Raw genomic sequence first — 25,612 nt, forward strand, 5'->3', positions numbered from 1 at the left:
TACCCGATTCAGTCCTGCGCACGCCCCCTGGAGCCTTATGCCACGCTGCTTTTGGTGTTCCGACGATCCGCTGTACATGGCTTATCACGATCAGGAGTGGGGCGTGCCGCTACGCGATGCGCAGCGCTTGTTCGAGTTGTTATTGCTCGAAGGGTTCCAGGCCGGGCTGTCATGGATCACCGTATTGAAGAAACGCGAGCGCTATCGCCAGGTGCTGTTCGGCTTCGACGTGCAGCGCGTGGCGCAGATGAGCGACGCCGAGATCGAGGACCTGATGCAGGACCCGGGCATCATCCGCAACCGCCTCAAGCTCAATGCCGCTCGGCGCAACGCCCAGGCCTGGCTGGAGCTGGACGACCCGGTGGGGTTGCTCTGGTCCTTCGTCGGCGGTGTACCGAAGATCAATCATTTCCAGGACCGCAGCGAAGTACCGGCGGTGACCCCGGAGGCCGAAGCCATGAGCCGTGGCCTGCGCAAGGCCGGCTTCACCTTTGTTGGCCCGACCATCTGTTATGCCCAGATGCAAGCCTCGGGCATGGTCATGGATCACACCCGCGACTGTGATCGCTACGCCGTCCTGGGCCAACAGGCCGGGTGAACGCCGTGGCCCAGGTCGCTTCGTGGGCAGCAGGCCATTGCGGGACAGGCACAGGCAGGGCCTGCCTTCACTCGCGAGGTTTTCACACAGCCGGTTGCGGCCGGTTAGAATAGCCGGCTCGCGACTAGGTCATGATCAACCGATCAGGAGTCATTTGTGGATAAGTTCAAAGGCGCCCTGCTGGTGGGCGCTCTGCGGTTGTTTGCCCTGCTGCCCTGGCGCGCGGTGCAGGCGGTTGGCACGGCCATTGGCTGGATCATGTGGAAGACCCCCAACCGCTCCCGCGATGTGGTGCGCATCAACCTGGCCAAGTGTTTTCCACAGATGGACCCTGCCGAGCGCGAGCGCCTGGTGGGCCAGAGCCTGAAGGACATCGGCAAGTCCCTGACCGAAAGCGCCTGCGCCTGGATCTGGCCCGCCGAGCGTTCCATCGCCCTGGTGCGTGAAGTCGAGGGCCTGGACGTGCTCAAGGAGGCCCTGGCCTCGGGCAAGGGCGTGGTCGGCATCACCAGTCACCTGGGCAACTGGGAAGTGCTCAACCACTTCTACTGCAGCCAGTGCAAACCGATCATCTTCTACCGTCCGCCCAAGCTCAAGGCGGTGGACGAGCTGCTGCGCAAGCAGCGGGTACAGCTGGGCAATCGCGTGGCGGCCTCGACCAAGGAAGGCATCCTCAGCGTCATCAAGGAAGTGCGCAAAGGCGGAGCCGTGGGGATTCCCGCCGACCCGGAGCCGGCCGAATCCGCCGGCATCTTCGTGCCCTTCTTCGCCACCCAGGCCCTGACCAGCAAGTTCGTGCCGAACATGCTGGCCGGCGGCAAGGCGGTCGGGGTGTTCCTCCATGCCCTGCGCCTGCCCGATGGTTCGGGCTACAAGGTGATCCTCGAAGCGGCCCCGCAAGACATGTACAGCACCGATACCGAGACCTCCTGCGCGGCCATGAGCAAAGTGGTCGAGCGCTATGTGGGGGCGTATCCGAGCCAGTACATGTGGAGCATGAAGCGTTTCAAGAAGCGCCCGCCGGGTGAGGAACGCTGGTACTGACAGGGTAGGCACGATCTGTGGATAACCCCATGCCGGGTGTTATCCACAGCCCATTGCACAAGGGCGCAGCAGATGTCCGATCACCGCAAGTCGTTCCGTATCAAGATTCAGCACGAGAGCATCGGCGAATGCCTGGGGCAGACGCGCAACCTGTCTGCCAGCGGCGTCTACGTGCAAAGCCCGGCCCTGGCGAAGTTGCCCAAGGGCGCAGTGGTGTACGGCCAGGTGCAAGGCCTGCCGGTGAGTGCACCGCGGGTGCGCATGGAAGTGGTGCAGGTGGATGCCGAAGGGATCGCCCTGCGCTACCTGTGACACACCATGAGCGCGCCGCCCAGGCCGCAAAAATCTAGAGGAATGTCGAGACGCTGAAGGGCTGCGCCAGTCACGGTCTGGATCTGTGCCAATGGGAGCGGGTCGAGGCAGGGCTCAGGCCTGGGACTGGCGTTCGAGCTTCTTGATGAACACGGTCATTTCCTTTTCCGCCTGCTTGTCGCCATGGCCACGGGCCGCTTCCAGGCCCTGCTCCCAGGCCTGGCGCGCTGCCGGCAGGTCGCCCTGCCCCTGGCAGGCCTTGCCCAGCAGCTTCCACGCCGCGGAATACTTGGGGTCGAAGGCCACGCAGCGTTGCAGGTGTTCGGCGGCCTTGGCGAAATCGCCCTGATCCAGGTAACCCTTGCCCAGGCCAAAGCGCAGCAGGGCGTTATCCACACCTTTGGCGAGCATTTTCTCCAGGGATTCAAGCATCAGCGACTCCTCATCGTTGGCTGGCGCAACTGTGTAGCAGCCGGCTTGCCGGCGAAGGCGATCTCCGGGACCCCTTCGCCGGCAAGCCGGCTCCTAGGGTGTTAGAAGAAGCTCAGGCCGACGTGGAACAGTTTCTCCACGTCGCGGATGTGTTTTTTATCCACAAGGAACAGGATCACGTGGTCGCCGGCTTCGATCACCGTGTCGTCGTGGGCGATCAGCACTTCTTCATCGCGGATGATCGCGCCGATGGTGGTGCCCGGCGGCAGGCCGATGTTCTCGATGGCCCGGCCAATCACCTTGCTCGACTTGGCGTCGCCATGGGCGATGGCCTCGATGGCCTCCGCCGCGCCCCGGCGCAGGGAGTGCACGCTGACGATGTCACCGCGGCGCACGTGGGCCAACAGGGTGCCGATGGTGGCCAGCTGCGGGCTGATGGCGATGTCGATATCGCCACCCTGGATCAGGTCGACGTAGGCCGGGTTGTTGATGATGGTCATGACCTTCTTCGCCCCCAGGCGCTTGGCCAGCAGCGAGGACATGATGTTGGCCTCGTCGTCGTTGGTCAGGGCCAGGAAGATATCGGCATCGGCGATGTTCTCTTCCAGCAGCAGGTCGCGATCCGAAGCGCTGCCCTGCAGCACCACGGTGCTGTCCAGGGTGTCGGACAGGTAGCGGCAGCGAGCCGGGTTCATCTCGATGATCTTCACCTGGTAGCGGCTTTCGATGGCCTCGGCCAGGCGCTCGCCGATCTGCCCGCCACCGGCGATGACGATGCGCTTGTAGGATTCCTCCAGGCGGCGCATCTCGCTCATCACCGCGCGGATGTGGGCCTTGGCGGCGATGAAGAACACCTCGTCGTCGGCCTCGATCACCGTATCGCCCTTGGGCATGATCGGCCGGTCGCGACGGAAGATCGCCGCCACCCGGGTGTCGACGTTGGGCATGTGCTCGCGCAGCTGGCGCAGTTGCTGGCCCACCAGCGGGCCACCGTAGTAGGCCTTGACCGCCACCAGTTGCGCCTTGCCCTCGGCGAAGTCGATCACCTGCAGGGCGCCGGGGTGCTCGATCAGGCGCTTGATGTAGTTGGTCACCACCTGCTCGGGGCTGATCAGCACGTCCACCGGGATTGCATCGTTGTCGAACAGCCCGGCGCGGGTCAGGTAGGCGGCCTCGCGCACCCGGGCGATCTTGGTCGGGGTGTGGAACAGGGTGTGGGCCACCTGGCAGGCGACCATGTTGGTCTCGTCGCTGTTGGTCACTGCCACCAGCATGTCGGCATCGTCGGCACCGGCCTGGCGCAGCACCGTGGGAAAGGACGCCCGGCCCTGGACGGTACGGATGTCCAGGCGGTCGCCAAGGTCGCGCAGGCGTTCGCCATCGGTGTCGACCACGGTGATGTCGTTGGCTTCGCTGGCCAGGTGTTCCGCCAGCGTGCCACCCACTTGGCCGGCACCGAGGATGATGATCTTCATCCAGTCACTCCCTTAAAACCGTTTAGCCGCGAGCTGCGGCAATCTTGATCAGCTTGGCGTAGTAGAAACCGTCATGACCACCCTCTTGCGCCAGCAACTGGCGCCCGTGAGGCTGCTTGAGACCGGCCGCAGGCTGCCCCAGTTGGCCGCCGATGTCCAACTCCCGGGCGCCCGGGGTGCGGGCCAGGAACGCCTCGATCACCTCGGTGTTCTCGGTCGGCAGGGTCGAGCAGGTGGCGTAGAGCAGGATGCCGCCGACTTCCAGGGCCTGCCACATGGCATCCAGCAACTCGCCTTGCAACTGCGCCAGGGCGAGGATGTCTTCCGGCTGGCGAGTCAGCTTGATGTCCGGGTGGCGACGGATCACCCCGGTGGCCGAGCAGGGGGCGTCCAGCAGGATCCGCTGGAACGGCTTGCCGTCCCACCAGGCCTGGGTATCGCGGCCATCGGCGGCGATCAGTTGCGCGTCGAGCCCCAGGCGATCGAGGTTCTCCCGCACTCGCACCAGGCGCTTGGCTTCCAGGTCCACCGCGACCACGCCGGCCAGGGCCGGCTCGACTTCGAGGATGTGGCAGGTCTTGCCCCCCGGTGCGCAGCAGGCATCCAGTACCCGTTGCCCCGGTGCCAGTTCCAGCAGGTCGGCGGCCAGTTGTGCGGCTTCGTCCTGCACGCTCACCCAGCCTTCGGCAAAGCCCGGCAGGCTGCGCACGTCACCGGCCTCGTCGAGGACAATGCCGTCCTGGCTGTAGACGCAAGGCCCGGCTGCCACGCCGGCCTGCGCCAGGAGCTTCAGGTAGGCGTCACGGGAATGATGGCGACGGTTGACCCGCAGAATCATCGGCGGGTGGGCGTTGTTGGCCGCGCAGATGGCTTCCCACTGCTCGGGCCAGAAAGCCTTGAGAGATTTTTGCAACCAGCGCGGGTGGGCGGTACGCACCACCGGGTCGTGCTCCAGCTCGGCCAGCAGGGCCTCGCTCTCGCGCTGGGCGCGGCGCAGCACAGCGTTGAGCAGGGCCTTGGCCCAGGGCTTTTTCAGCTTGTCGGCGCAACCCACGGTTTCGCCGATGGCGGCGTGCGCCGGAACCCGGGTGTAGAGCAATTGGTAGAGGCCCACCAGCAGCAATGCCTCGACATCGGCGTCGGCGGCCTTGAAGGGCTTTTGCAGCAGCTTGGCGGCCAGGGCCGACAGCCGTGGCTGCCAACGGGCGGTACCGAACGCCAGGTCCTGGGTGAAGCCGCGGTCACGCAGCTCGACCTTGTCCAGCTGGGTCGGCAACGAACTGTTGAGCGAGGCCTTGCCGTTGAGCACGGCGGCCAGTGCCTTGGCGGCGGCCAGGCGCGGGTTCATTGGGCGTCCACCGCTTGGCCGAGAACGGTGCCGAGGGCGAATTTCTCGCGGCGGCTGTTGAACAGGTCGCTGAAGTTCAGCGCCTTGCCGCCGGGCAGTTGCAGGCGAGTCAGGCACAGCGCCTGTTCAGCGCAGGCGACGATCAGGCCGTCCTTGCTGGCGCCGAGGATCTGCCCCGGGGTGCCCTGGCCCTCGGCCAGGGTCGCGGCCAGCACTTTCAGGGCTTCGCCGTTGAGCGTGCTGTGGCAGATCGGCCAGGGATTGAAGGCCCGGATCAGGCGCTCCAGCTCTACCGCCGGGCGGTTCCAGTCAATGCGCGCCTCGTCCTTGTTCAGCTTGTGGGCGTAGGTGGCCAGGCTGTCGTCCTGGACTTCTCCTTCCAGGGTGCCGGCGGCCAGGCCCTGGATGGCTTGCAGCACGGCTGGCGGGCCCAGTTCGGCGAGACGGTCGTGCAGGCTGCCGCCGGTGTCCGTGGCGCTGATCGGGGTGCTGGCCTTGAGCAGCATCGGCCCGGTGTCCAGGCCGGCCTCCATGCGCATCACGGTCACCCCGCTCATCGCATCACCGGCCTCCACGGCGCGCTGGATCGGCGCCGCGCCGCGCCAGCGTGGCAGCAGCGATGCGTGGCTGTTGATGCAGCCCAGGCGCGGGATATCCAGCACCACCTGCGGCAGGATCAGGCCGTAGGCCACCACCACCATCAGGTCCGGCTTGAGCGCCGCCAGTTCGGCCTGGGCCTCGGCGTTGCGCAGGGTGGGCGGCTGCAGCACTGGAATGTGGTGCTCCAGTGCCAGTTGCTTGACCGGGCTGGGCATCAGTTTTTGCCCACGACCGGCCGGGCGATCCGGTTGGGTGTAGACCGCGACGATCTCATAAGGGCTGTCGAGCAGGGCCTTGAGGTGTTCGGCGGCAAACTCGGGAGTGCCGGCAAAGACGATGCGCAGTGGCTCAGTCATGGGAGTTCTCGGTAGTAAACATGCGGAAAAGAAAAAGGCTTGCTGTTGCAAGCCTTTGGAAGAGGAGCATCAAGCGTTCTGGCGATGCTGCTTTTCCAGTTTCTTCTTGATCCGGTCACGTTTGAGGGTGGACAGGTAGTCAACGAACAATTTGCCGTTGAGGTGGTCGCATTCGTGCTGGATACACACCGCGAGCAGGCCCTCGGCGATCAGTTCATAAGGCTGGCCATCGCGGTCCAGGGCCTTGACCTTGACCCGCTGCGGACGGTCGACGTTCTCATAGAAACCCGGTACCGAGAGGCAGCCCTCCTGATACTGGTCCATCTCGTCGGTCAGGGGTTCGAACTCGGGGTTGATGAACACCCGCGGCTCGCTGCGGTCTTCGGACAGGTCCATGACCACGACGCGTTTGTGCACGTTGACCTGGGTCGCCGCCAGGCCAATGCCTGGGGCCTCATACATTGTTTCAAACATGTCGTCGACCAACTGACGCACTTCGTCGTCCACTACGGCCACTGGTTTGGCGATAGTGCGCAGGCGCGAATCGGGGAATTCGAGGATGTTTAAAATGGCCATAAGCGTAATTGCTACACGTGTGAAGTAAGGGCGGAGTCGGCGTCCTGGCAGGTCCTGGACCTGGGCCGCCGATGCAAAACGTGCTCTGGGAAGGAGCGAGCCGCGCAGGCTCTGGCGTTTTACGCGAACGCACATAATAAAGGGATTCAGCCCATGATGAAATCACTGTTCGCCTTGCTGCTGTTGGGCTGGAGCAGCATCGGCCAGGCCCAGGTGCAGCTCAGGGACGGGTATCCGGCGGATTATCGGGTGGTGGCGGGCGATACCCTGTGGAGCATCGCCAGCCTTTATCTGCAGCAGCCCTGGCAGTGGCGCGAGCTCTGGCCCGCGGATTCCGTGGGTGGGGCGCCGAGCCGGATCTTCCCCGGCGACCGCCTGCAACTGGTGCATCCCGATGGCCAGCCGCAGTTGCAGCTTGAACGGTCGGCCACGCTGCCCACCGTCAAGCTCTCGCCCCAGGTGCGGCGCCTGCCGCCAGCAGCGATACCGAGCATCCCCCTGCAGGCCATCAGCAGTTTTGTCCTGCATAACCGCATCGTCGATCAGCCGGAGGCCTTCGAGCAGGCGCCCTATATCGTCGCCGGCGATGGCGAGCGAGTGCTCGGCGGCCTGGGCGACCGACTCTTCGCCCGTGGCCGGCTCGACCCGGGGCAGCCGGTCTATGGCGTGTTTCGCGAGGGCAAGCGTTATCGCGATCCGTTGAGCCAGGAGCTGCTCGGTATCAACGCCGATGCCATCGGCACCGCCCAGGTGCAGGCGATCAACGGCGACCTGGCCACCCTGACGCTGCAGCGCACCACCCAGGAAGTGCGCCTGGGCGATCGGTTGCTGGAGATGGGGGCCCAGGACCTGGCCCCTCGCTTCAGCCCCAGTGCGCCGCCACGCCCTGTGGATGGCGTGATCATCGATGTGCCCCGCGGCGTTACCCAGATCGGTGCCCTGGATGTGGTCACCCTGAACCGGGGCCGGCGTGACGGGCTGGTGGAGGGCAACGTACTGGCGGTGATCAAGACCGGTGAAACCGTGCGCGACCGGCTGACCGGCGAGCCGCTGAAGATTCCCGACGAGGCCGCCGGCTGGCTGATGGTGTTCCAGAGCTACGACAAGCTCAGCTATGGCCTGGTGCTCAAGGCTTCGCGTTCCCTGGCGCTGCAGGACAAGGTGCAGAGTCCCTGAAAAGGCCTTTCCTCAACAACTTACCAACAGACTTATCCACAGCTTGTTCCGGTTCCGACCGGGTTGAAAACGATCAAGGATGATCCATGTCGAGCTCGATTGCTGGCACCCTTTCCCCCGCGGAACTGGAAGCCCGCCTGCGTTTGCATTGTCTGCCCGGCCTGGGACCGATGCATTTTCAGCGCTTGCTCCAGGCCTTCGGTTCGGCCTCCAGGGCCATCAGTGCGCCGACCGCTGCCTGGCATTCCCTGGGCATCCCGCTGGCGTCTGCCGAGGCCCGGCGCAGTGCGCTGGTGCGCGAGGGTGCCCGCCATGCATTGGCCTGGATGGATAGCCAGGCCCAGCATTTGCTGATGTGGGACCAGCCTGGGTACCCGGCCTTGCTCGCACAGTTGGAGGATGCACCACCGCTGCTGTTCGTTGCCGGCGACCCTTCGATTCTCGAGTTGCCGCAGCTGGCGATGGTGGGTAGCCGTCGTGCTTCGCGACCGGGGCTGGACACTGCCGCGGCTTTTTCTCGGAGCCTGGCGGGTGCCGGGTTCGTCATCACCAGCGGCCTCGCACTGGGCATCGACGGTGCCGCGCATCAGGCGGCCCTGGACGTGGGCGGGCGTACCGTGGGGGTGCTCGGCACCGGCCTGGAAAATTTTTATCCACAGCGGCATCGAAACCTGGCCAGGGCGATGATCGACCAGGGCAGCGCGGTGATTTCCGAGTTCCCGCTGGACACCGGTCCGCGCCCGGAACACTTCCCCAGGCGCAACCGGATCATCAGCGGCCTGGCCGTGGGGGTACTGGTGGTGGAAGCCAGCGTGGCCAGCGGTTCGCTGATCACCGCGCGCCTGGCGGCGGAGCAGGGCCGCGAGGTGTATGCCATTCCCGGCTCGATCCACCACCCCGGCGCCCGTGGTTGTCATCAGTTGATCCGCGATGGCGCGGTGCTGGTGGAAAGTGTCCAGCACATCCTCGAGACCCTGCAGGGCTGGCAATACCAGGGGCCACCCGCCTTTTCCCAGTCCCGGGGCGGGGATCATCCCCTGCTGGCCCTGCTGCAGGCCGCGCCCCACAGCAGTGAAGCCCTGGCCAGGGCCTGCGGCTGGCCACTGCCGCGGGTACTGGCGGCCCTCACCGAGCTGGAGATCGAGGGGCGCGCAGTCAATGAAAACGGCCGCTGGTTGGCACGCCTGAGCTAGGTTTTATAAGCAGGATCGGTAAACTGCGCACAGCTTTTATCTGGAGAGTCGGTAATGGTCAGCAGTTGGCGTGTGCAACAAGCCGCACGAGAGATTCGCGCAGGGGCGGTGATTGCCTATCCAACCGAAGCGGTCTGGGGCCTGGGGTGTGATCCGTGGAATGAAGAAGCGGTGGATCGCCTGCTGGCGATCAAGTCGCGTTCGGTGGACAAGGGGCTGATCCTGATCGCCGACAATATCCGTCAGTTCGACTTCCTCTTCGAGGATTTCCCGGACAGCTGGATCGAGCGCATGTCCAGTACCTGGCCGGGGCCCAATACCTGGCTGGTACCCCATCAGGATCTGTTGCCCGAATGGGTGACCGGGGTCCATGACACCGTGGCGCTGCGGGTCAGCGATCACCCGCAGGTGCGTGAGCTGTGCGCCTTGGTTGGTCCGTTGATCTCCACCTCGGCCAATCCCCAGGGGCGGCCGGCGGCCCGGACCCGGATTCGCATCGAGCAGTATTTCCGCGGGCAACTGGACATGGTGCTGGGCGGCAGCCTCGGGGGCCGCAAGAACCCGAGCCTGATCCGCGACCTGGCCACTGGCAAAGTGGTGCGCCCTTCCTGAGTCCTGCGTGGCCCAGCCCCTGGCGCGGCGAGGGTGCTTGCGCCCGCTGGGGCGACTTGTGCGCCGGAGCGCAGTCGCCCCACTCCGGCCATCGCGGTGTCTCAGCCCTACTCCAAGGGCCGGAACAGGGAGCGCCGTGCCCGTCAGCGCGGGCCGGCTCCCCTGCCTATGCCAGTCTCAACCAGCCGGATTCGGTTTCAGGGCAAGAGCAGCGTCGAGCCGGTGGTGCGCCGCGCCGACAGTTCGGTATGGGCCTTGGCCGCGTCCGCCAGGGCAAAGCGCTGGCCAATCTCGATCTTCAGCTTGCCGCTGGCAATCATGGCGAACAGGTCGTCGGCCATGAGCTGCAGGTTCTCGGCGTTGTTGGCATAGCTGGCCAGGGTCGGCCGGGTCACGTACAGCGAACCCTTGGCCGAGAGAATCCCCAGGTTGACCCCGTCCACCGCGCCCGAGGCGTTGCCGAAGCTGACCATCAGCCCGCGGGGCTGCAGGCAGTCCAGGGAGGTCAGCCAGGTGTCCTTGCCGACGCCGTCGTAGACCACCGGGCACTTCTTGCCATCGGTCAGCTCCAGCACGCGCTGGGCCACGTTCTCATGGCTGTAGTCGATGGTTTCCCACGCGCCGAGGGCCTTGGCGATGGCGGCCTTTTCCGCTGAGCTGACGGTACCGATCAGCTTCACCCCAAGGGCCTTGGCCCATTGGCAGGCCAGGGAACCGACGCCCCCTGCGGCGGCGTGGAACACTATGGTTTCGCCCCCCTTGAGCTCGTAGGTCTGACGCAGCAGGTACTGCACTGTCAGGCCCTTGAGCATGGCCCCGGCGGCCTGTTCGAAGCTGATGCTGTCCGGCAGGTGCACCAGGTTGGCTTCCGGCAATACATGCACATCGCTGTAGGCGCCCAGCGGGCCACTGCCGTAAGCCACGCGGTCGCCCACCTTGAAGCGGGTCACCGCGCTGCCTACCGCCTCCACCACCCCGGCTCCTTCGGCGCCCAGGCCGGACGGCAGTGCCGGTGGGGCATACAGGCCACTGCGGAAATAGGTGTCGATGAAGTTCAGGCCAATGGCCTTGTTGCTGACGCGAACCTGCTGTGGGCCCGGCTCGGCTGGCTGGTAGTCGACATACTCGAGTACTTCGGGGCCGCCGTGGGCGCGGAACTGGATACGTTTGGCCATCTCACTCTTTCCTCGGTGGTGGGGTGAAAGTGCTCTATCGGACTCCTGTGCTTGACCTTCGTCAACTGCGGCGGGCCCCGACGCAGTGTTATGCTACGCGCCCATTTGCGCCGCCCCCCGCTCCATTGCTGGCGCCGCGTAGCTTTGCCCGATTCAAGGTGATGCCATGACTACCCGCACCGAGGCCGTAAAAGCCTACCTGCTCGACCTGCAAGACCGCATTTGCGCTGCCCTGGAAACCGAAGACGGCGGCGCACGCTTCATCGAGGATGCCTGGACCCGCCCCGCCGGTGGCGGCGGACGCACCCGGGTGATCGGCGATGGCGCGGTGATCGAAAAGGGCGGGGTCAACTTTTCCCATGTGTTTGGTGCCGGCCTGCCGCCTTCCGCCAGCGCCCATCGTCCGGAACTCGCCGGTCGGGGCTTCGAAGCCCTGGGCGTGTCCCTGGTGATCCACCCGCACAACCCTCATGTTCCGACGTCCCATGCCAATGTGCGTTTCTTCATTGCCGAGAAGCAAGGTGAGGAGCCGGTCTGGTGGTTCGGTGGCGGTTTCGACCTGACCCCCTACTACGCCAACGAGGAAGACTGCGTGCATTGGCACCGAGTCGCCGAGCGCGCCTGTGCACCCTTCGGTGCCGACGTCTACCCGCGCTACAAGGCCTGGTGCGACAGCTACTTCCACATCAAGCACCGCAACGAGCCGCGGGGCATTGGCGGCCTGTTCTTCGACGACCTGAACGAGTGGGACTTCGACACCAGCTTCGCCTTCATGCGCGCCATCGGCGACGCCTACATCGAGGCCTACCTGCCCATCGTCCAGCGCCGCAAGGCTGTCGCCTACACCGAGCAGCAGCGCCAATTCCAGGAATTCCGCCGGGGCCGCTACGTCGAGTTCAACCTGGTCTACGATCGCGGCACCCTGTTCGGCCTGCAATCGGGTGGCCGTACCGAGTCGATCCTCATGTCGCTGCCGCCGCAAGTGCGCTGGGGCTATGACTGGAAGGCCGAGCCGGGCAGCGAAGAGGCGCGCCTGACCGAGTACTTCCTGCAGGATCGCGACTGGCTGGCAGGCGGCAACTGATGGGCGTACCTGCCGCTTGAGGCAGGCATTGAACGAAGGGTGAGAGATGGACCAGTACGTTGTCTTTGGTAATCCGATCGGCCACAGCAAGTCGCCGCTGATCCATCGGCTGTTCGCCCAGCAAACGGCCCAGCAGATGGAATACAACACCCTGCTGGCGCCCCTGGACGATTTTGCCGGCACTGCCCGCCGCTTCTTCGCCCAGGGGCGCGGGGCCAATGTCACGGTGCCGTTCAAGGAAGACGCCTATCGCCTGTGTGACTGCCTGACCGAGCGCGCGCAGCGGGCCGGCGCGGTGAACACCCTGAGCAAGCAGGCCGATGGTCGCCTGCTGGGAGACAACACCGATGGCGCCGGGCTGGTGCGCGACCTGACGGTGAATGCCGGGGTCAGCCTCAAGGGCAAGCGGATCCTTTTGCTGGGCGCTGGCGGCGCGGTGCGGGGAGCCCTGGAGCCTGTGTTGGCCGAGCAGCCGGCGTCGGTGGTCATTGCCAATCGCACCGTGGAAAAAGCCGAGTTGCTGGCTGAGCTGTTCGCCGACCTGGGGCCGGTGGCGGCCAGTGGCTTCGACTGGTTGCAGGAGTCGGTGGATCTGATCATCAACGCCACGTCCGCCAGCCTGTCGGGGGAGTTGCCGCCGATTGCCGGCAGCCTGATCGAACCGGGCAAGACCGTGTGCTACGACATGATGTACGGCAAGGAGCCGACGCCGTTCTGCCGCTGGGCCAGCGAACAGGGCGCGCTGCTGGTTATGGATGGCCTGGGCATGCTTGCCGAGCAGGCTGCCGAAGCCTTCTACCTGTGGCGCGGGGTGCGCCCTGACAGCGCGCCGGTGCTGGCTGAACTGCGTCGCCAACTGGCCCTGTAACCCGCCGCAGGAACTGGCTTGCCAGCGAAGGCGGGGTCAAGGCTGGGCCAGGCTCAAGGGCCTCTTCGCCGGCAAGCCGGCTCCTACGTCGGGTGTGGGCAAGGCGCCTGCGGGTTCAGTCTTCGAAGTGGATCGGGCAGCGTTCCGCGCCTTCGAGCTTGATCAACTCTTCTTTCACCGCCTGCCGTGCCCGGCGCAGGATCAGGCTGCGCTCCTGGCGCCTGAGGCGGCGTGCTTCCTGGTGCAGCATTTCCACCCCTGAATAATCGATGAAGTTGATCTGCCGCGCGTCGATCACCAGTTTCGGTGCGTGGCAGCGCTGCATGCGTACCTGCAGGTAATGGCTGGCGCCGAAGAAGATCGAGCCGCCGACCCGCAGAATGTCTTCATCGCCCTCGCGGGACTGCTGCACCCGAGGCTGCGAAGTGCGCTTGAGGTAGAAGAACAGCGACGCCAGGACCCCGGCGTAGATCGCCGTCTGCAACTCCAGCAGCAGGGTGGCGAGGCAGGTCAGACTCATCACCACGAACTCGGCGCGGCTGACCCGGAACAAGGCGCGGATACCCCGGTGATCCACCAGGCCCCAGCAGATCAGCAGGATGCTGCCGGCCATGGCGGGAATAGGAATATGGGCGATCAGCCCCGCGCCGCCCACGGCGAACAGGGCCACCCACAGCGCCGAGAACACCCCGGCCAGGGGCGAACGGGCACCGGCTTCGTAGCTCAGCCCGGAGCGGGTGAAGGAGCCGGAAGACAGGTAGCCGGAGAACAAGGCACCGACGATGTTCGACAGGCCCTGGGCGCGGATTTCTTGGTTGGCGTCCAGCAGTTGTTCCGAGCGTGCCGACAGCGAGCGGGCAATCGACAGGCTGGTCACCAGCCCCAGCATGCCCACCGCCACGGCGCTGGGCAGCAGGCGCAGGATCAGCTCCAGGTCCAGCGGTACCGGGCTCCAGGGTGGCAGCCGGCCAACGAAGGCGCTGACCCGTTGCACATGGCCGAACACCCCCGGCAGCAGCCACACCACCAAGGCGCTGAGCACCAGGCTCAGCAGCAGGCTCGGCCAGCGTGGTGCCAGCAACTTCAGGGCAATGCCCATCGCCAGGGTGCCCAGCCCGAGCAACAGTGAAGGCCGGTCCACGCCATCCAGATGCTCCAGCAACTGGGTCAGGCTATTGAGGGCGGTGGCCTGGTTCGGCAGGTCCAGGCCCATCAGGTTGGGCAGTTGGCCAAGGGCGATCACCGCTGCCGCGCCCAGGGTGAAGCCCAGCACCACGGAATGGGAGACGAAGTTCACCAGGGCGCCGAAGCGCAGCATGCCCAGCAGCCACTGGAAGATCCCGGCCAGCAGGGTCAGCAGCAGGATCAGGGTGATGTAGTCCTCCGAGGCTGGCACCGCCAGGGGGCTGATGCTGGCATAGAGCACGATGGAAATGGCCGCCGTGGGGCCGCAGATCAGGTGCCAGGACGAGCCCCACAGGCAGGCGATCAGCACCGGGACTATGGCCGCGTACAGCCCGTACTCCGGAGGCAGGCCGGCAATCAGGGCGTAGGCGATGGATTGCGGCAGGGCGAGGATCGCGCCGCTCAGGCCCACCAGCAGATCGCCGCCGATGCTGGCGCGGGTCTGGCGTGGCAGCCAGCTCAGGAAGGGCAGGAGTGAATGGCGGTTGGGCCAGGCCATGGTGCCTCGCGGTTTGGTTCAGTCAAAGGTGCGTGCGAAGGTGTCAGGGTAAAGCATTGTCCACCTCGTTGCCGGGGATGGAGGGCTGTTGTGGCGAGTGAGCTTGCCCCCTCGCCACATCAGTTGCTGTCCAGGCTCCGAGTCAGAGCTTGGCCTTCACCGCCGCCAGGGCATCCTGGCCATCGAGGGTCCGCACCCCTTCCAGCCACTGCTCCAGCACCGCCGGGTTGGCCTTGATCCAGGCCTTGGCGGCCTCGCCGTTGCTGAGTTTGTTGCGCACCACCTCGGCCATGATGCTGTTCTCCATGTCCAGGGTGAAGCGCAGGTTGCCCAGCAGCTTGCCGACGTTGGGGCAGGCCTGTGCATAACCCTTGCGGGTCAGGGTGTAGACGCTGCCGCTGGCACCAAAATACTTCTCGCCGCCGCTGAGGTAGCGCATTTTCAGCTGCACGTTCATCGGGTGCGGGGTCCAGCCAAGGAAGGCTACGAAGCGCTGCTTGCGGGTGGCCCGCGAGACTTCGGCGAGCATCGCCTGTTCGCTGGACTCGATCAGCTTCCATTGGCCGAGGTGGAACTCGTTGTTCTTGATGATTTCCTGCAGGGACAGGTTGGCCGGCGCGCCGGAGCCGATGCCGTAGAGCTTCTTGTCGAACTTGTCGGCGAATGTGTTCAGGTCGGCGAAGTCGTGCACGCCCGCGTCCCAGACGTAGTCCGGGACCGCCAGGGTGAATTCGGTGCCCTCGAGGTTCTTCGCCAGTTGAGTGACCTCGCCGTTGGCCACGAACTTGTCGTAGAAGCCCTGTTGCGCTGGCATCCAGTTGCCGAGGAACAGGTCCACCTGCCCGTCCTTGAGGCCGCCGTAGATGATCGGCACCGCCAGGGTGTCGACCTTCGCCTTGTAGCCCATGGCGTCCAGCAGGAAACCGGCGATGGCGTTGGTGGCGGCGATGTCGCTCCAGCCCGGATCGGCCATCTTCACCGTCGCGCACGAGTCGGCCCAGGCGGGTGCGCTGGCCAACGCCAGGACCCCGGCCGCCAGCGCTGTGGATAACCTATGCATGCTCTTCCCCTTACGTTATTGGTTTTGGCAGGGTTGTGGATAACGAGCCTTGCGCTCCAGGTCATCGAGGTCGATGTGGTTGCGCATGTACTGTTGACTGGCGTCCACCAGGGGCTGGTGATCCCAGCTCTTGAGCCGGCCCTGGCTCAGCGCCTGGGCCACCAGGCGGCGGCGTCGCTGGCTGGCCAGGACCTGTTGGCGGATGGCCGGGATGTCCCATTTGGCCCGGGCCTCGGCGAGAAACGCGGCGAACAGCGCTCGATGTTCGAGCGATTGGCTGAGGTCGCGGTGTTCTTGCGGGTCGTTGTGCAGGTCGAAGAGTAGACAGGGGTCGTCTTCGCTGTAGATGAACTTGTAGGCGCCGCGACGGATCATCATCAGCGGGCCAATGGTGCCCTCGGCCATGTATTCGCCGAACACCTCATCATGCCCGCCCTGCCCTTGCAGGTGCGGCACCAGGGAGCGGCCATCCAGGGGCAGGTCCGCCTGCACCTCGCCGCCGGCCAATTCCACCAGGGTCGGCAGCAGGTCGGCAGTGGAGACGGCGGCACTCACCCGTCCGGCGGCGAATTGTCCCGGGGCGCAGATCAGCAGCGGCACCCGGGCGGCCATTTCGAACCAGTGCATTTTGTACCAGAGGCCACGCTCGCCGAGCATGTCGCCATGATCGCCGGAGAACACGATCAGGGTGTCGTCCATCAATCCGGTGTCTTCCAGGGTCTGCAGCAGCTTGCCGACATTGCTGTCGATGTAGCTGCAGGCACCGAAATAGGCCCGCCGCGCGTCGCGGATCTTATCCACAGGCAGCGGCTTGTCCCACAGGTCGTAGACCTTGAGCAGGCGCTGGGAGTGCGGGTCCTGGTCGGTCTGGGGCGGGGTCTGGGGCAGCGCGATCTCATCGTCGCGGTACAGGTCCCAGAAGGCCTTGGGAATGGTGTACGGATCATGGGGATGGGTCATGGAGACGGTCAGGCAGAACGGCTGGTCGCCAGACTCGCGGACGTGGTCGAACAGGTACTGCTGAGCCTTGAACACCACCTCTTCATCGAAATCCAGCTGGTTGGTGCGGATGCAGGGGCCGGCCTGCAGCACCGAGGACATGTTGTGGTACCAGCTGGGGCGCAGGTCGGGCTGGTCCCAGTTCACCGCCCAACCGTAGTCGGCGGGGTAGATGTCGCTGGTCAGGCGTTCCTCGTAGCCATGCAACTGGTCCGGCCCGCAGAAGTGCATCTTGCCCGAGAGCGCGGTGCGATAGCCCAGGCGCCGCAGGTAGTGAGCGTAGGTGGGCACATCGGCGGGGAAGTCGGCGGCGTTGTCATAGGCGCCGATCTTGCTCGGCAACTGGCCGCTCACCAGGGTGAAGCGCGACGGTGCGCACAACGGGCTGTTGCAATAGGCCGCGTCGAATACCACGCCGGTGGCGGCCAGGCGGCTGAGGTGCGGCACGCGGATCGGCGATGAACCGTAGAACGGCAGCAAGGGTGCGGCCATCTGGTCGGCCATGATGAAAAGAATGTTCTTGCGCTTCATGGATTCGCGGCATTCCATAGTCGATGGTTATGCGAGAGTGCTGCGATTGAGCATGGATCCCATGTGTTTGGCGGTAAAGCCCATGCACGGCAATGACTAGGATAAGCACAGCTTATGTATGAAACCCTTGGCGACCTGTCCCTGGACCTGCTCCGGGTATTTGAAGCGGCGGCTCGCTTGCGCAGCTTCACCGCGGCCGCGGTGGAGCTGGGGACTACCCAGCCGGCCATCAGTCAGCAGATCAAGCGGCTGGAAGAACAGCTGAGCGTGCGCCTGTTCGACCGCATCTACCGCGGCATCGAATTGACGGAGTCCGCGGCCCTGCTGCTGGAGCAGGTGCAGGTCGGCCTGCAGAGCATCGATGCCGGCTTGAGCGCCATCAGCCAGCAGCATCAGCATGAGGTGTTGCAGGTGGCCACGGATTTCGCCTTTGCCGCCTACTGGCTGATGCCGCGCCTGCACCGTTTTCATGAGGCCAATCCGCAGGTCGACGTCAGCCTGGTCACCAGTGAACGCAGCCACAGCATGCTGCGCAGCGATATCGATGTGGCAATACTGTTCGGCGACGGTCGCTTCAAGCAGGGGGAAAGCCGCTGGTTGTTCAGCGAGGAGGTGTTCCCGGTGTGCAGCCCGCTGCTGCTCAAGGAGCGCAGCCGGCCCCTGCCCGCCGATGGGCTGCTGGAGCTGCCGTTGCTGCACCTGCGCAGCGAGGCCAGCAACCACTGGTTCGACTGGAGCGGGGTGTTTCGCGAACTGGGCATCGCCTCGGCTCCCGCACCAGGGCAGTTGCGTTTCGACAATTACACCCTGCTGATCCAGGCGGCCATCGGTGGCCAGGGGGTGGCCATCGGCTGGCGGCACCTGGTGGACGACCTGCTGGACCAGGGCCTGCTGTGCCGACCGATCGCCGAGACGGTGATTTCCAGCTACGGCTATTACGTGGTGCGGCCTCAGCGCAAGCGCCGGGGACCGTTGATCGAGCGTTTTGTCGATTGGTTGATGACCGAGCAGGCCGACAGCGCCCAGAGCCTCAAGGGGCTGGCTGCGCTGTCGATTGCCCGCTAGGGGCGGGGCACACGATGGGGGTGAGTCATGGCACCATGGCGCTTTCGCCGGGGCATCGCAGTCCGCTGCCTTCACCGCCAGACATTCTGCTGGCCACCGGGTAGGTGCGTGACCTGTGGCCAGCCATGAGAACCCGATTTTTTCGCGAGGCTTTGCATGCAACGAATCAAGGGCTATCACGCCCACGTCTACTTCGACGCCAGTACCATCGACCAGGCCCGGGCCTTGTGTGAACAGGCGGCGCAGCGGTTTGCACTGAAAATGGGCCGGGTCCACGAACGGCCGGTGGGGCCACACCCGGACTGGAGCTGCCAACTGGCCTTCGAGCCACAGTTGTTCGGCGAGGTCATCCCCTGGTTGGCGCTCAATCGCCGCGGGCTGGTGGTGTTCACCCATCCCGACACCGGGGATGACCTGCTGGACCACACCGACCATGCCATCTGGATGGGGGCGGTCAGGCCGCTGAACCTGGCGGGGTTCTGAGGGGCATCGAGCACCGGCACACCGGCCCCCATGGGACGCCGGTGGCAGGTCTGGCTGGATGAGTTCTGATCAATACAGCACGCCGTCGAGAATCTCGTAGACGATGCCGGTACCGGCGGCGATCAGCACGATGTCTGCGCCCATGCGCCGCCACTCATAGCCTTGGTACACCGGCAGGCGCGACAGGGCGCGACTGTCCAGGCGTTCACCGTAGTAGCCGCGGGGCAACGGCTGGCCACGGACCAGGTGCACCCCGGGAGGCGGTGGTGCGCCGCGAACGAAGTAGCCGTGATTGTCGTGGATGGTCTGGCGCACCGGACCGAAATCCCGCGGCGGGCCGCCACGGTGATCATCCCCCGGGCCGCGGTGGTCGCCACCACGGTTGTCCCAATGACCCTGTTGCGGGCCTCCGCGAGCACCCCCCCGATCATAATCACCACGTTCGTCGGCCATGACCTGCAGCAACGGGCTGGCGCTGAGCATCAGCACCGCAGCACCGGCGATCAGACGCTTGGGCATTTTCATCAGGTATTCCTCGCAGCACACAGAGCAAAAAAAGGGGGTTCGCCACCTTGGTCGCGAACCCCCGGGTCTTGCCATTTAGTCTGTGTGCCGAGGCGCTAATTCCTCTGTATCAGGAACTTTACCTTCAGCTGACCCGAGCCTGACGTACGCCCTCGGACAGGGCCGCGCAGAGGCTCAGGACACCGTCGACCGCCTGCTCGGACGTCTCGGCGTTGGCGATGTGGTCGATCAGTGCCGAACCCACTACCACGCCGTCTGCCAGGCGGGCGATGGCGGCTGCCTGATCGGGCGTGCGGATGCCGAAACCGATGCTGATGGGCAGGTCGGTGTGGCGCCGCAGGCGGGCCACGGCCTCCTCCACATGTTCCAGGGTGGCGGCTCCGGCGCCGGTAACCCCCGCCACCGAGACGTAGTAGACGAAGCCGGAACTGCCATCGAGCACCTTCGGCAGGCGTGCATCGTCGGTGGTCGGGGTGGTCAGGCGGATGAAGTCGATGCCCGCGGCCTGGGCCGGATCGCACAACTCGCCGTTATGTTCCGGCGGCATGTCCACCACGATCAGGCCGTCGACCCCGGCGTCCTTGGCGTCGGCAATGAAGCGCGGTACGCCGTAGCGGTGGATCGGGTTGAAGTAGCCCATCAGCACCAGCGGCGTATCGCTGTTGCCGCTGCGGAACTCACGGACCATCTGCAGGGTTTTTGCCAGGTTCTGCTTGTTGCCCAGGGCGCGGATGTTGGCCAACTGGATCGCCGGGCCATCGGCCATCGGATCGGTGAAGGGCATGCCCAGCTCGATCACGTCGGCACCGGCGGCCGGCAGGCCCTTGAGAATCGCCAGGGCGGTGTCGTAGTCGGGGTCGCCAGCGGTGACGAAGGTCACCAGGGCGGCACGGTTCTGTTGCTTCAGCTCGGCGAAGCGAGTGTGCAGGCGGCTCATCAGTGTTTCTCCTGCTGGGACTGTTGCATGTGATGCATGACGGTCTGCATGTCCTTGTCGCCACGACCCGACAGGTTGACCACCATCAGGTGATCCTTGGGCAGGGTCGGGGCGCGCTTGAAGACTTCGGCCAGGGCGTGGGCGCTTTCCAGGGCCGGGATGATGCCCTCCAGGCGGCAGCACTGGTGGAAGGCGGCCAGGGCTTCGTCGTCGGTCACCGAGGTGTATTCGACGCGGCCGATGTCATGCAGCCAGGCGTGTTCCGGGCCGATGCCGGGGTAGTCGAGGCCGGCGGAAATCGAGTGGGCGTCGATGATCTGGCCGTCGTCGTCCTGCAGCAGGAAGGTGCGGTTGCCGTGCAGTACGCCGGGCACCCCGCCGTTGAGGCTGGCGGCGTGCTTGCCGGTCTCGATGCCGTAGCCGGCAGCTTCGACGCCGATGATCTGCACGCTTTTATCGTCGAGGAACGGGTGGAACAGGCCCATGGCGTTGGAACCGCCGCCGATGCAGGCCACCAGGCTGTCCGGTAGACGGCCTTCCTGGGCGTGCAGTTGCTCGCGGGTTTCCTTGCCGATCACGGCCTGGAAGTCGCGGACCATGGCCGGGTACGGGTGCGGGCCGGCCACGGTGCCGATCAGGTAGAAGGTGCTGTCGACATTGGTCACCCAGTCGCGCAGGGCTTCGTTCATTGCATCCTTCAGGGTGCCGGTGCCGGCCACCACCGGAATCACTTCGGCGCCCAGCAGCTTCATGCGGAACACGTTGGCCTGCTGGCGCTCGATGTCGGTGGTGCCCATGTAGATCACGCAATCCAGGCCGAAGCGCGCGGCCACGGTGGCGGTGGCCACGCCGTGCATGCCGGCGCCGGTCTCGGCGATGATGCGTTTCTTGCCCATGCGCCGGGCCAGGAGGATCTGGCCGATGCAGTTGTTGATCTTGTGCGCGCCGGTGTGGTTGAGCTCTTCGCGCTTGAGGTAGATCTTGGCACCGCCGCAGTGCTCGGTCAGGCGCTCGGCGAAGTACAGCGGGCTTGGGCGGCCGACGTAGTCGCGCTGGAAGTAGGCCAGCTCCTTGAGGAACTCGGGATCTTCCTTGGCCGCTTCGTATTCACGGGCCAGGTCGAGGATCAGCGGCATCAGGGTTTCGGCCACGTAACGGCCGCCGAACGCGCCAAACAGGCCGTTGTCATCAGGACCATTACGCAAAGGGGTCTGGGTCATTGGAGCGCTCCCGGAATGAGTGTGGAAACAAGACTGGATGGAATGGCAATGAAGGCCACTCTACCCCTGACGCCGGACGCTGAAAACCGATAAGATCGCCGTGACCTGTCAGGAAAACTCACCTATTCCATGAGCCGCGACCTTCCTCCCCTGAATGCCCTGCGGGCCTTCGAAGCCACTGCCCGACTGAACAGCGTCAGCCAGGCTGCCGAGCAATTGCACGTGACCCACGGTGCGATCAGCCGACAGTTGAAGGTGCTTGAGGAGCACCTCGGGCTGAACCTCTTCGTCAAGGATGGTCGTGGCATTAAACTCACAGATGCCGGTGTGCGCCTGCGGGACGCCAGCACTGAAGCTTTCGAGCGTGTGCGCGATGTCTGTGCCGAACTGACCCAGGGCAGTGCCGAGGCGCCCTTTGTCCTGGGCTGTTCCGGCAGCCTGCTGGCGCGCTGGCTGATTCCGCGCCTGGGGCGGCTGAATGCCGACCTGCCGGACCTGCGCCTGCACCTCTCGGCCGGTGAGGGCGATCTGGACCCCCGGCGACCGGGCCTGGATGCCTTGCTGCTGTTCGCCGAGCCGCCCTGGCCGGCAGACATGCAGGTCTATGAACTGGCCCGCGAGCGTATTGGCCCGGTGCTCAGCCCGCGCTATGCCGGTTATCCACGGCTGTCCCAGGCACCGGTCACGGCGCTGGCAGCAGAGCCGCTGTTGCACACCACCTCACGGCCACAGGCCTGGCCCAGCTGGGCTGGACACAATGGTATCGGTATCGAGGCGTTGAAGTATGGGCAGGGTTTCGAGCACCTGTATTACTTGCTCGAGGCCGCGGTGGCGGGGCTGGGGGTAGCGATCGCTCCGCAACCCTTGGTCACTGAAGACTTACAGGCAGGCCGCCTGGTGGCGCCCTGGGGATTTTCCGAGACCCCGGGGCAACTGGCCCTGTGGTTACCCAAGCGCGCCGCGGACGGGCGCGCTCGGCAGTTGGCGCAGTGGTTGAAGGCAGAACTGCGCCAGCAGGCTTAGTTGTTGCGCTTGCACAGCAGGTAGGCGGCCAGCAGGCCAATGGCCCCGACGGCGACACCGGCGGTGGTCCATGGGTGTTCCTGGGCATAGTCACGGGTGGCGATCCCGGTCTCGCGGGTTTTCACCTTGACCTCTTCATAGGCATCGCTGAGCAGGCTGCGGGAATGCTTCAGCGCGTTTTCGGCGTTGCCCTTGAGCGCCTTGAGGGTTTTGCGCGACTCGTCAGAGGCGTCGTCCTTGAGGCTTTCCAGTGACTTGAGCAGGCTGGCGATCTCGGATTCCATACTTTCCAGCGAGGCTTTGCGTAACGAGGTGTTGGCCATGTCGGCTCTCCTGCAGGGTGATGAGTGGCGTGTGTAGGTTCCGACTGCGCAGGGTTGGGAAAGTGCAGAAAATCTGAACCCGGGTGGGGGTGAGGGCACTCCGAGTAATAAGAACAATCACTGCTAGGCTGTAATTCACAGCTAAAAAAGGAGAGTGCCATGACTGATCATCACACCTACAAAAAAGTCGAACTGGTGGGTTCGTCGCCGAACAGCATCGAAGATGCGATCAACAACGCGCTGGCCGAGGCGCACAAGAGCATCAAGCACCTGGAGTGGTTCGAAGTGACCGAAACCCGGGGCCATATCAAGGACGGCAAGGCTGCGCATTTCCAGGTCACCCTTAAGGTCGGCTTCCGGATTGCCAATAGTTGAAGGCTTGAGCTAGGCTCTGGAACTTGTGCGCTGGCCGAGTGCCATAGGAAATGGCAAAGCGCTACAACTGTCTTGAGCCTCTGTCTGGCGGGCGCCAACGCCGCCTCTTTTGATCCGACCAGGGAATGTGACCGATGAAAAAACTAGTAATAGCAGCAGCTTTGTTGAGCCTTGCGGGAACTGCCCTTGCCGCTGGCAAGCCCTGCGAAGAGCTCAAGAGCGAGATCGCCGCCAAGATCGACGCCAATGGCGCCAAGCACTACTCGCTGGAAGTGGTGGACAAGGGCGCGGCGGCGGATGGCAAGGTGGTCGGCTCTTGCGAAGCCGGAACCAAGGAGATTGTCTACAAGCGTGGTTGAGCCCTTGTAGATGCCCATTGAAAAGCCGACGCCCAAGCGTCGGCTTTTTTGTGCCTGCAAAACCGTCGGCGCCCGCTTGCGAGGACCGCTCGGACCTCAGCCCTTCATCACCTGCGACAGCAACTGGTAGGCGTGCAGGCGGTCGGCGTGTTCGTACAAATCGCAGGTAAAGATCAGCTCATCGGCTCCGGTCTGCTCGATCAGCACCTCCAGCTTGGCGCGAATCTTCGCCGGGCTGCCAATCATCGCCAGTCCGAGGAAGCTCGAGACGGCGTCCTTTTCATGGGGCAGCCACAGGCCGTCCATGCTCTGCACCGGCTTGCGCTGGACCAGGCTCTGGCCACGCATCAGGGCCAGGATCCGCTGGTACACCGAGGTCGCCAGGTAGTCGGCCTGTTCGTCGGTATCGGCCGCCACCAGCGGCACGCCGAGCATCACGTAGGGCTTGTCGAGCACTGCTGACGGCTTGAAGTGGTTGCGGTAGACGCGAATTGCCTCGTGCATGTAGCGCGGTGCGAAATGCGAGGCGAAGGCGTAAGGCAAGCCTCGTTCCCCGGCCAGTTGTGCGCTGAACAGGCTGGAGCCCAATAGCCATATCGGCACGTTGGTACCGGTGCCCGGCATAGCGATCACCCGTTGATCCGGGGTGCGCGGGCCCAGGTAGGCCATCAGTTCGGCGACGTCCTCGGGGAAATCGTCGGCGCTGCCGGAGCGCTCGCGGCGCAGGGCACGGGCGGTCATCTGGTCCGAGCCCGGCGCACGGCCCAGACCCAGATCGATGCGTCCCGGGTAGAGGCTTTCCAGGGTGCCGAACTGTTCGGCAATCACCAGGGGCGCGTGGTTGGGCAGCATCACTCCGCCGGAACCGACGCGAATGGTCGAAGTACCACCGGCCAGATAGCCGATCAGCACCGAAGTGGCGGAGCTGGCGATACCGTCCATGTTGTGGTGCTCGGCGACCCAGAAACGCGTGTAGCCAAGTTTCTCCACATGCTGCGCGAGGTCCAGGGAGTTGTGCAGGGACTGCGCCGGGCTGCCGTTTTCACGCACGGGCACCAGGTCCAGGGTCGAGTATTTAACAGCGGACAGCGGTTTCATAAGTCTGCTTCTCCTTGGGGGCGCAGGCTTTTGTCATGGGCCAAAACCTGCCGAAGTCTGTGAGTCAGATCTATGCAATGTGGGCATATACCCGAGTTTCAATAGCCAGAGTAAATTTGTCGGGTAAACGGGCGTCGGCGACAACGGCTGAACTTTGCCATCGGATCTATCCTCAGAACCCTTAGGCAACAGAAACCAGCGCGGTGCGAACCTTCGCACCGGTTCGTGAGGAGAAAGCGATGAGCATCAAAAAGAAGGCCTCGGCCCATTGGCAAGGTGACCTGAAAACCGGCATCGGCTCGATCTCGACCGAGACCGGCGTACTGCGCGAAGCGCCCTACGGCTTCAAGGCGCGTTTCGAAGGCGGCAAGGGGACCAACCCCGAGGAGCTGATCGGTGCCGCCCACGCGGGCTGCTTCTCCATGGCGCTGTCGATGATTCTCGGCGAGGCGGGACTCACGGCCCAGAGCATCGACACCCAGGCAGAGGTCACCCTGGACCAGGTGGAGGGTGGCTTCGCGATTACCGCGGTGCACCTGACGCTCAAGGCCAAGATCCCCGGTGCCAGCCAGCAGCAGTTCGATGAGCTGAGCAAGAAGGCCAAGGAAGGTTGTCCGGTGTCCAAGGTGCTCAATGCCAAGATCAGCCTGGACGCGACCTTGCTGGGTTGAGGCGCCAGCCTTGCCGGTCGGCAGCCTTTGCGGAGTTACAGGGGCGGGCTGACCGGTGAAGGCGGTGTTTGCAGTCTGTGCGACAGATCAGAACTCGTTTCCGGCAAATGTGGTCGAATACGCCATGGCGGCTTCAGCGCATGTTCGTGCGCGCCGCCGCAAGGGAGCTTGAGATCATGAAACGTTTAGCCTTGGCGGTTGTTAGTTGCGCGCTGGCCACATCGGCCCTGGCCGCCCCCAAGCCCTGCGAGGAACTCAAGGCCGAGATCGAAGCCAAGATCCAGGCCCAGGGCGTTGCCTCCTACACCCTGGAAATCGTCACCAACGACGAAGTCCACGACAACAACATGGTGGTCGGCAGCTGTGAAAACGGCACGAAGAAGATCATCTACCAGAAGAACGACCGCTGA

The 25,612-nt window shown here is 64.7% G+C and carries 29 protein-coding genes; 15 read left to right on the plus strand and 14 right to left on the minus strand.

Translation table 11 applies throughout. From position 1 onward, the window contains the following. Window positions 1-37 precede the first annotated feature (37 nt). From ACZ5BO_RS01135 to ACZ5BO_RS01145, 3 genes are all read left to right on the plus strand, one after another. The gene (locus ACZ5BO_RS01135) at window positions 38-598 is read left to right on the plus strand and encodes a DNA-3-methyladenine glycosylase I (protein ID WP_464697812.1); all 561 of its coding nucleotides are present in this window, start codon (window positions 38-40) and stop codon (window positions 596-598) included. Window positions 599-754: 156 nt separating this feature from the next. Then, window positions 755-1,642 carry a lysophospholipid acyltransferase gene (locus ACZ5BO_RS01140; protein WP_464697814.1) on the plus strand — a complete coding sequence of 296 codons (888 nt, stop codon included), beginning with the start codon at window positions 755-757 and terminating at the stop codon, window positions 1,640-1,642. 72 nt (window positions 1,643-1,714) lie between these two features. Next, window positions 1,715-1,954: a PilZ domain-containing protein gene (locus ACZ5BO_RS01145; protein ID WP_025132108.1), complete on the plus strand. Its 240-nt coding sequence runs from the start codon at window positions 1,715-1,717 to the stop codon at window positions 1,952-1,954. 114 nt (window positions 1,955-2,068) lie between these two features. Here the strand turns inward: ACZ5BO_RS01145 and ACZ5BO_RS01150 are convergent, their stop codons facing one another. The 5 genes from ACZ5BO_RS01150 to def all read right to left on the minus strand — a co-directional run bounded on the left by ACZ5BO_RS01150 (window position 2,069) and on the right by def (window position 6,741). Further along, the gene (locus ACZ5BO_RS01150) at window positions 2,069-2,389 is read right to left on the minus strand and encodes a tetratricopeptide repeat protein (protein WP_177330337.1); all 321 of its coding nucleotides are present in this window, start codon (window positions 2,387-2,389) and stop codon (window positions 2,069-2,071) included. 98 nt (window positions 2,390-2,487) lie between these two features. Beyond that, window positions 2,488-3,861 carry a Trk system potassium transporter TrkA gene (gene trkA, locus ACZ5BO_RS01155; RefSeq protein WP_011058408.1) on the minus strand — a complete coding sequence of 458 codons (1,374 nt, stop codon included), beginning with the start codon at window positions 3,859-3,861 and terminating at the stop codon, window positions 2,488-2,490. Window positions 3,862-3,883: 22 nt separating this feature from the next. Further along, window positions 3,884-5,209: a 16S rRNA (cytosine(967)-C(5))-methyltransferase RsmB gene (rsmB, locus tag ACZ5BO_RS01160; protein ID WP_025132106.1), complete on the minus strand. Its 1,326-nt coding sequence runs from the start codon at window positions 5,207-5,209 to the stop codon at window positions 3,884-3,886. Next, window positions 5,206-6,165 (minus strand): methionyl-tRNA formyltransferase, encoded by a 960-nt coding sequence (gene fmt, locus ACZ5BO_RS01165; RefSeq protein WP_464697817.1) that lies wholly within the window; start codon window positions 6,163-6,165, stop codon window positions 5,206-5,208. The genes rsmB and fmt overlap by 4 nt, the downstream gene beginning before the upstream one ends. Before the next feature lie 69 nt (window positions 6,166-6,234). Beyond that, the gene (gene def, locus ACZ5BO_RS01170) at window positions 6,235-6,741 is read right to left on the minus strand and encodes a peptide deformylase (RefSeq protein WP_025132104.1); all 507 of its coding nucleotides are present in this window, start codon (window positions 6,739-6,741) and stop codon (window positions 6,235-6,237) included. A 153-nt stretch (window positions 6,742-6,894) separates the two neighbouring features. Here def and ACZ5BO_RS01175 point away from each other — a divergent pair, with 153 nt between their 5' ends. The 3 genes from ACZ5BO_RS01175 (at window position 6,895) to tsaC (ending at window position 9,722) form a co-directional block, all read left to right on the plus strand. Then, entirely contained in the window at window positions 6,895-7,917 is a 1,023-nt protein-coding gene (locus tag ACZ5BO_RS01175; RefSeq protein ID WP_464697819.1) for a LysM peptidoglycan-binding domain-containing protein, read from the plus strand. 86 nt (window positions 7,918-8,003) lie between these two features. Further along, on the plus strand, window positions 8,004-9,110 hold the full coding sequence (dprA, locus tag ACZ5BO_RS01180; RefSeq protein WP_464697821.1) for a DNA-processing protein DprA: 1,107 nt from the start codon (window positions 8,004-8,006) through the stop codon (window positions 9,108-9,110). A 54-nt stretch (window positions 9,111-9,164) separates the two neighbouring features. Then, window positions 9,165-9,722 carry an L-threonylcarbamoyladenylate synthase type 1 TsaC gene (gene tsaC / locus ACZ5BO_RS01185; protein ID WP_025132101.1) on the plus strand — a complete coding sequence of 186 codons (558 nt, stop codon included), beginning with the start codon at window positions 9,165-9,167 and terminating at the stop codon, window positions 9,720-9,722. A 197-nt stretch (window positions 9,723-9,919) separates the two neighbouring features. Here tsaC and ACZ5BO_RS01190 read toward each other — a convergent pair whose 3' ends face one another. Next, window positions 9,920-10,897 (minus strand): NADPH:quinone reductase, encoded by a 978-nt coding sequence (locus ACZ5BO_RS01190; protein WP_464697823.1) that lies wholly within the window; start codon window positions 10,895-10,897, stop codon window positions 9,920-9,922. A gap of 166 nt (window positions 10,898-11,063) precedes the next feature. Here ACZ5BO_RS01190 and hemF point away from each other — a divergent pair, with 166 nt between their 5' ends. Continuing rightward, complete coding sequence (gene hemF / locus ACZ5BO_RS01195) at window positions 11,064-11,981, plus strand: oxygen-dependent coproporphyrinogen oxidase (RefSeq protein ID WP_025132099.1); 918 nt, start codon at window positions 11,064-11,066, stop codon at window positions 11,979-11,981. A gap of 46 nt (window positions 11,982-12,027) precedes the next feature. Continuing rightward, on the plus strand, window positions 12,028-12,849 hold the full coding sequence (gene aroE, locus ACZ5BO_RS01200; protein WP_464697825.1) for a shikimate dehydrogenase: 822 nt from the start codon (window positions 12,028-12,030) through the stop codon (window positions 12,847-12,849). A gap of 115 nt (window positions 12,850-12,964) precedes the next feature. Here aroE and ACZ5BO_RS01205 read toward each other — a convergent pair whose 3' ends face one another. From ACZ5BO_RS01205 to betC, 3 genes are all read right to left on the minus strand, one after another. Further along, on the minus strand, window positions 12,965-14,533 hold the full coding sequence (locus ACZ5BO_RS01205; RefSeq protein WP_464697827.1) for a SulP family inorganic anion transporter: 1,569 nt from the start codon (window positions 14,531-14,533) through the stop codon (window positions 12,965-12,967). A 142-nt stretch (window positions 14,534-14,675) separates the two neighbouring features. Beyond that, complete coding sequence (gene choX / locus ACZ5BO_RS01210) at window positions 14,676-15,593, minus strand: choline ABC transporter substrate-binding protein (RefSeq protein ID WP_464697829.1); 918 nt, start codon at window positions 15,591-15,593, stop codon at window positions 14,676-14,678. A 15-nt stretch (window positions 15,594-15,608) separates the two neighbouring features. After that, complete coding sequence (betC, locus tag ACZ5BO_RS01215) at window positions 15,609-17,123, minus strand: choline-sulfatase (protein WP_464697831.1); 1,515 nt, start codon at window positions 17,121-17,123, stop codon at window positions 15,609-15,611. Window positions 17,124-17,237: 114 nt separating this feature from the next. Between betC and ACZ5BO_RS01220 the strand changes: the two genes are divergently transcribed. Both ACZ5BO_RS01220 and ACZ5BO_RS01225 read left to right on the plus strand, forming a co-directional pair. Beyond that, window positions 17,238-18,188 (plus strand): choline sulfate utilization transcriptional regulator, encoded by a 951-nt coding sequence (locus ACZ5BO_RS01220; protein ID WP_464697833.1) that lies wholly within the window; start codon window positions 17,238-17,240, stop codon window positions 18,186-18,188. A 156-nt stretch (window positions 18,189-18,344) separates the two neighbouring features. Beyond that, window positions 18,345-18,671 (plus strand): DOPA 4,5-dioxygenase family protein, encoded by a 327-nt coding sequence (locus ACZ5BO_RS01225; protein WP_025132093.1) that lies wholly within the window; start codon window positions 18,345-18,347, stop codon window positions 18,669-18,671. 69 nt (window positions 18,672-18,740) lie between these two features. Here the strand turns inward: ACZ5BO_RS01225 and ACZ5BO_RS01230 are convergent, their stop codons facing one another. The 3 genes from ACZ5BO_RS01230 to trpB form a co-directional block, all read right to left on the minus strand. Further along, complete coding sequence (locus tag ACZ5BO_RS01230; protein WP_464697835.1) at window positions 18,741-19,196, minus strand: anti-virulence regulator CigR family protein; 456 nt, start codon at window positions 19,194-19,196, stop codon at window positions 18,741-18,743. 124 nt (window positions 19,197-19,320) lie between these two features. Further along, on the minus strand, window positions 19,321-20,133 hold the full coding sequence (gene trpA, locus ACZ5BO_RS01235; RefSeq protein WP_025132091.1) for a tryptophan synthase subunit alpha: 813 nt from the start codon (window positions 20,131-20,133) through the stop codon (window positions 19,321-19,323). Beyond that, a complete protein-coding gene (gene trpB, locus ACZ5BO_RS01240) occupies window positions 20,133-21,353 on the minus strand; it encodes a tryptophan synthase subunit beta (protein ID WP_025132090.1) in 1,221 nt (406 codons plus the stop codon). The genes trpA and trpB overlap by 1 nt, the downstream gene beginning before the upstream one ends. A 129-nt stretch (window positions 21,354-21,482) precedes the next feature. Between trpB and ACZ5BO_RS01245 the strand changes: the two genes are divergently transcribed. After that, window positions 21,483-22,376, plus strand: a complete 894-nt coding sequence (locus ACZ5BO_RS01245; protein ID WP_025132089.1) for a LysR family transcriptional regulator — start codon at window positions 21,483-21,485, stop codon at window positions 22,374-22,376. On the opposite strand, the gene ACZ5BO_RS01250 is transcribed toward ACZ5BO_RS01245, so the two are convergent. Next, entirely contained in the window at window positions 22,373-22,699 is a 327-nt protein-coding gene (locus tag ACZ5BO_RS01250; protein ID WP_025132088.1) for an ElaB/YgaM/YqjD family protein, read from the minus strand. The genes ACZ5BO_RS01245 and ACZ5BO_RS01250 overlap by 4 nt on opposite strands. A 159-nt stretch (window positions 22,700-22,858) precedes the next feature. Here ACZ5BO_RS01250 and ACZ5BO_RS01255 point away from each other — a divergent pair, with 159 nt between their 5' ends. Both ACZ5BO_RS01255 and ACZ5BO_RS01260 read left to right on the plus strand, forming a co-directional pair. Further along, window positions 22,859-23,074: a dodecin gene (locus ACZ5BO_RS01255; protein ID WP_011058429.1), complete on the plus strand. Its 216-nt coding sequence runs from the start codon at window positions 22,859-22,861 to the stop codon at window positions 23,072-23,074. Window positions 23,075-23,208: 134 nt separating this feature from the next. After that, window positions 23,209-23,433 (plus strand): DUF1161 domain-containing protein, encoded by a 225-nt coding sequence (locus ACZ5BO_RS01260; protein WP_025132087.1) that lies wholly within the window; start codon window positions 23,209-23,211, stop codon window positions 23,431-23,433. Between the two features lie 96 nt (window positions 23,434-23,529). Here the strand turns inward: ACZ5BO_RS01260 and ACZ5BO_RS01265 are convergent, their stop codons facing one another. Beyond that, complete coding sequence (locus ACZ5BO_RS01265; protein ID WP_464697839.1) at window positions 23,530-24,531, minus strand: LLM class flavin-dependent oxidoreductase; 1,002 nt, start codon at window positions 24,529-24,531, stop codon at window positions 23,530-23,532. A gap of 239 nt (window positions 24,532-24,770) precedes the next feature. Here ACZ5BO_RS01265 and ACZ5BO_RS01270 point away from each other — a divergent pair, with 239 nt between their 5' ends. After that, a complete protein-coding gene (locus ACZ5BO_RS01270; RefSeq protein ID WP_025132085.1) occupies window positions 24,771-25,202 on the plus strand; it encodes an OsmC family protein in 432 nt (143 codons plus the stop codon). 176 nt (window positions 25,203-25,378) lie between these two features. Then, window positions 25,379-25,612, plus strand: a complete 234-nt coding sequence (locus ACZ5BO_RS01275) for a DUF1161 domain-containing protein (protein ID WP_025132084.1) — start codon at window positions 25,379-25,381, stop codon at window positions 25,610-25,612.

Source organism: Pseudomonas sp. FFPRI_1 (assembly GCF_055384485.1).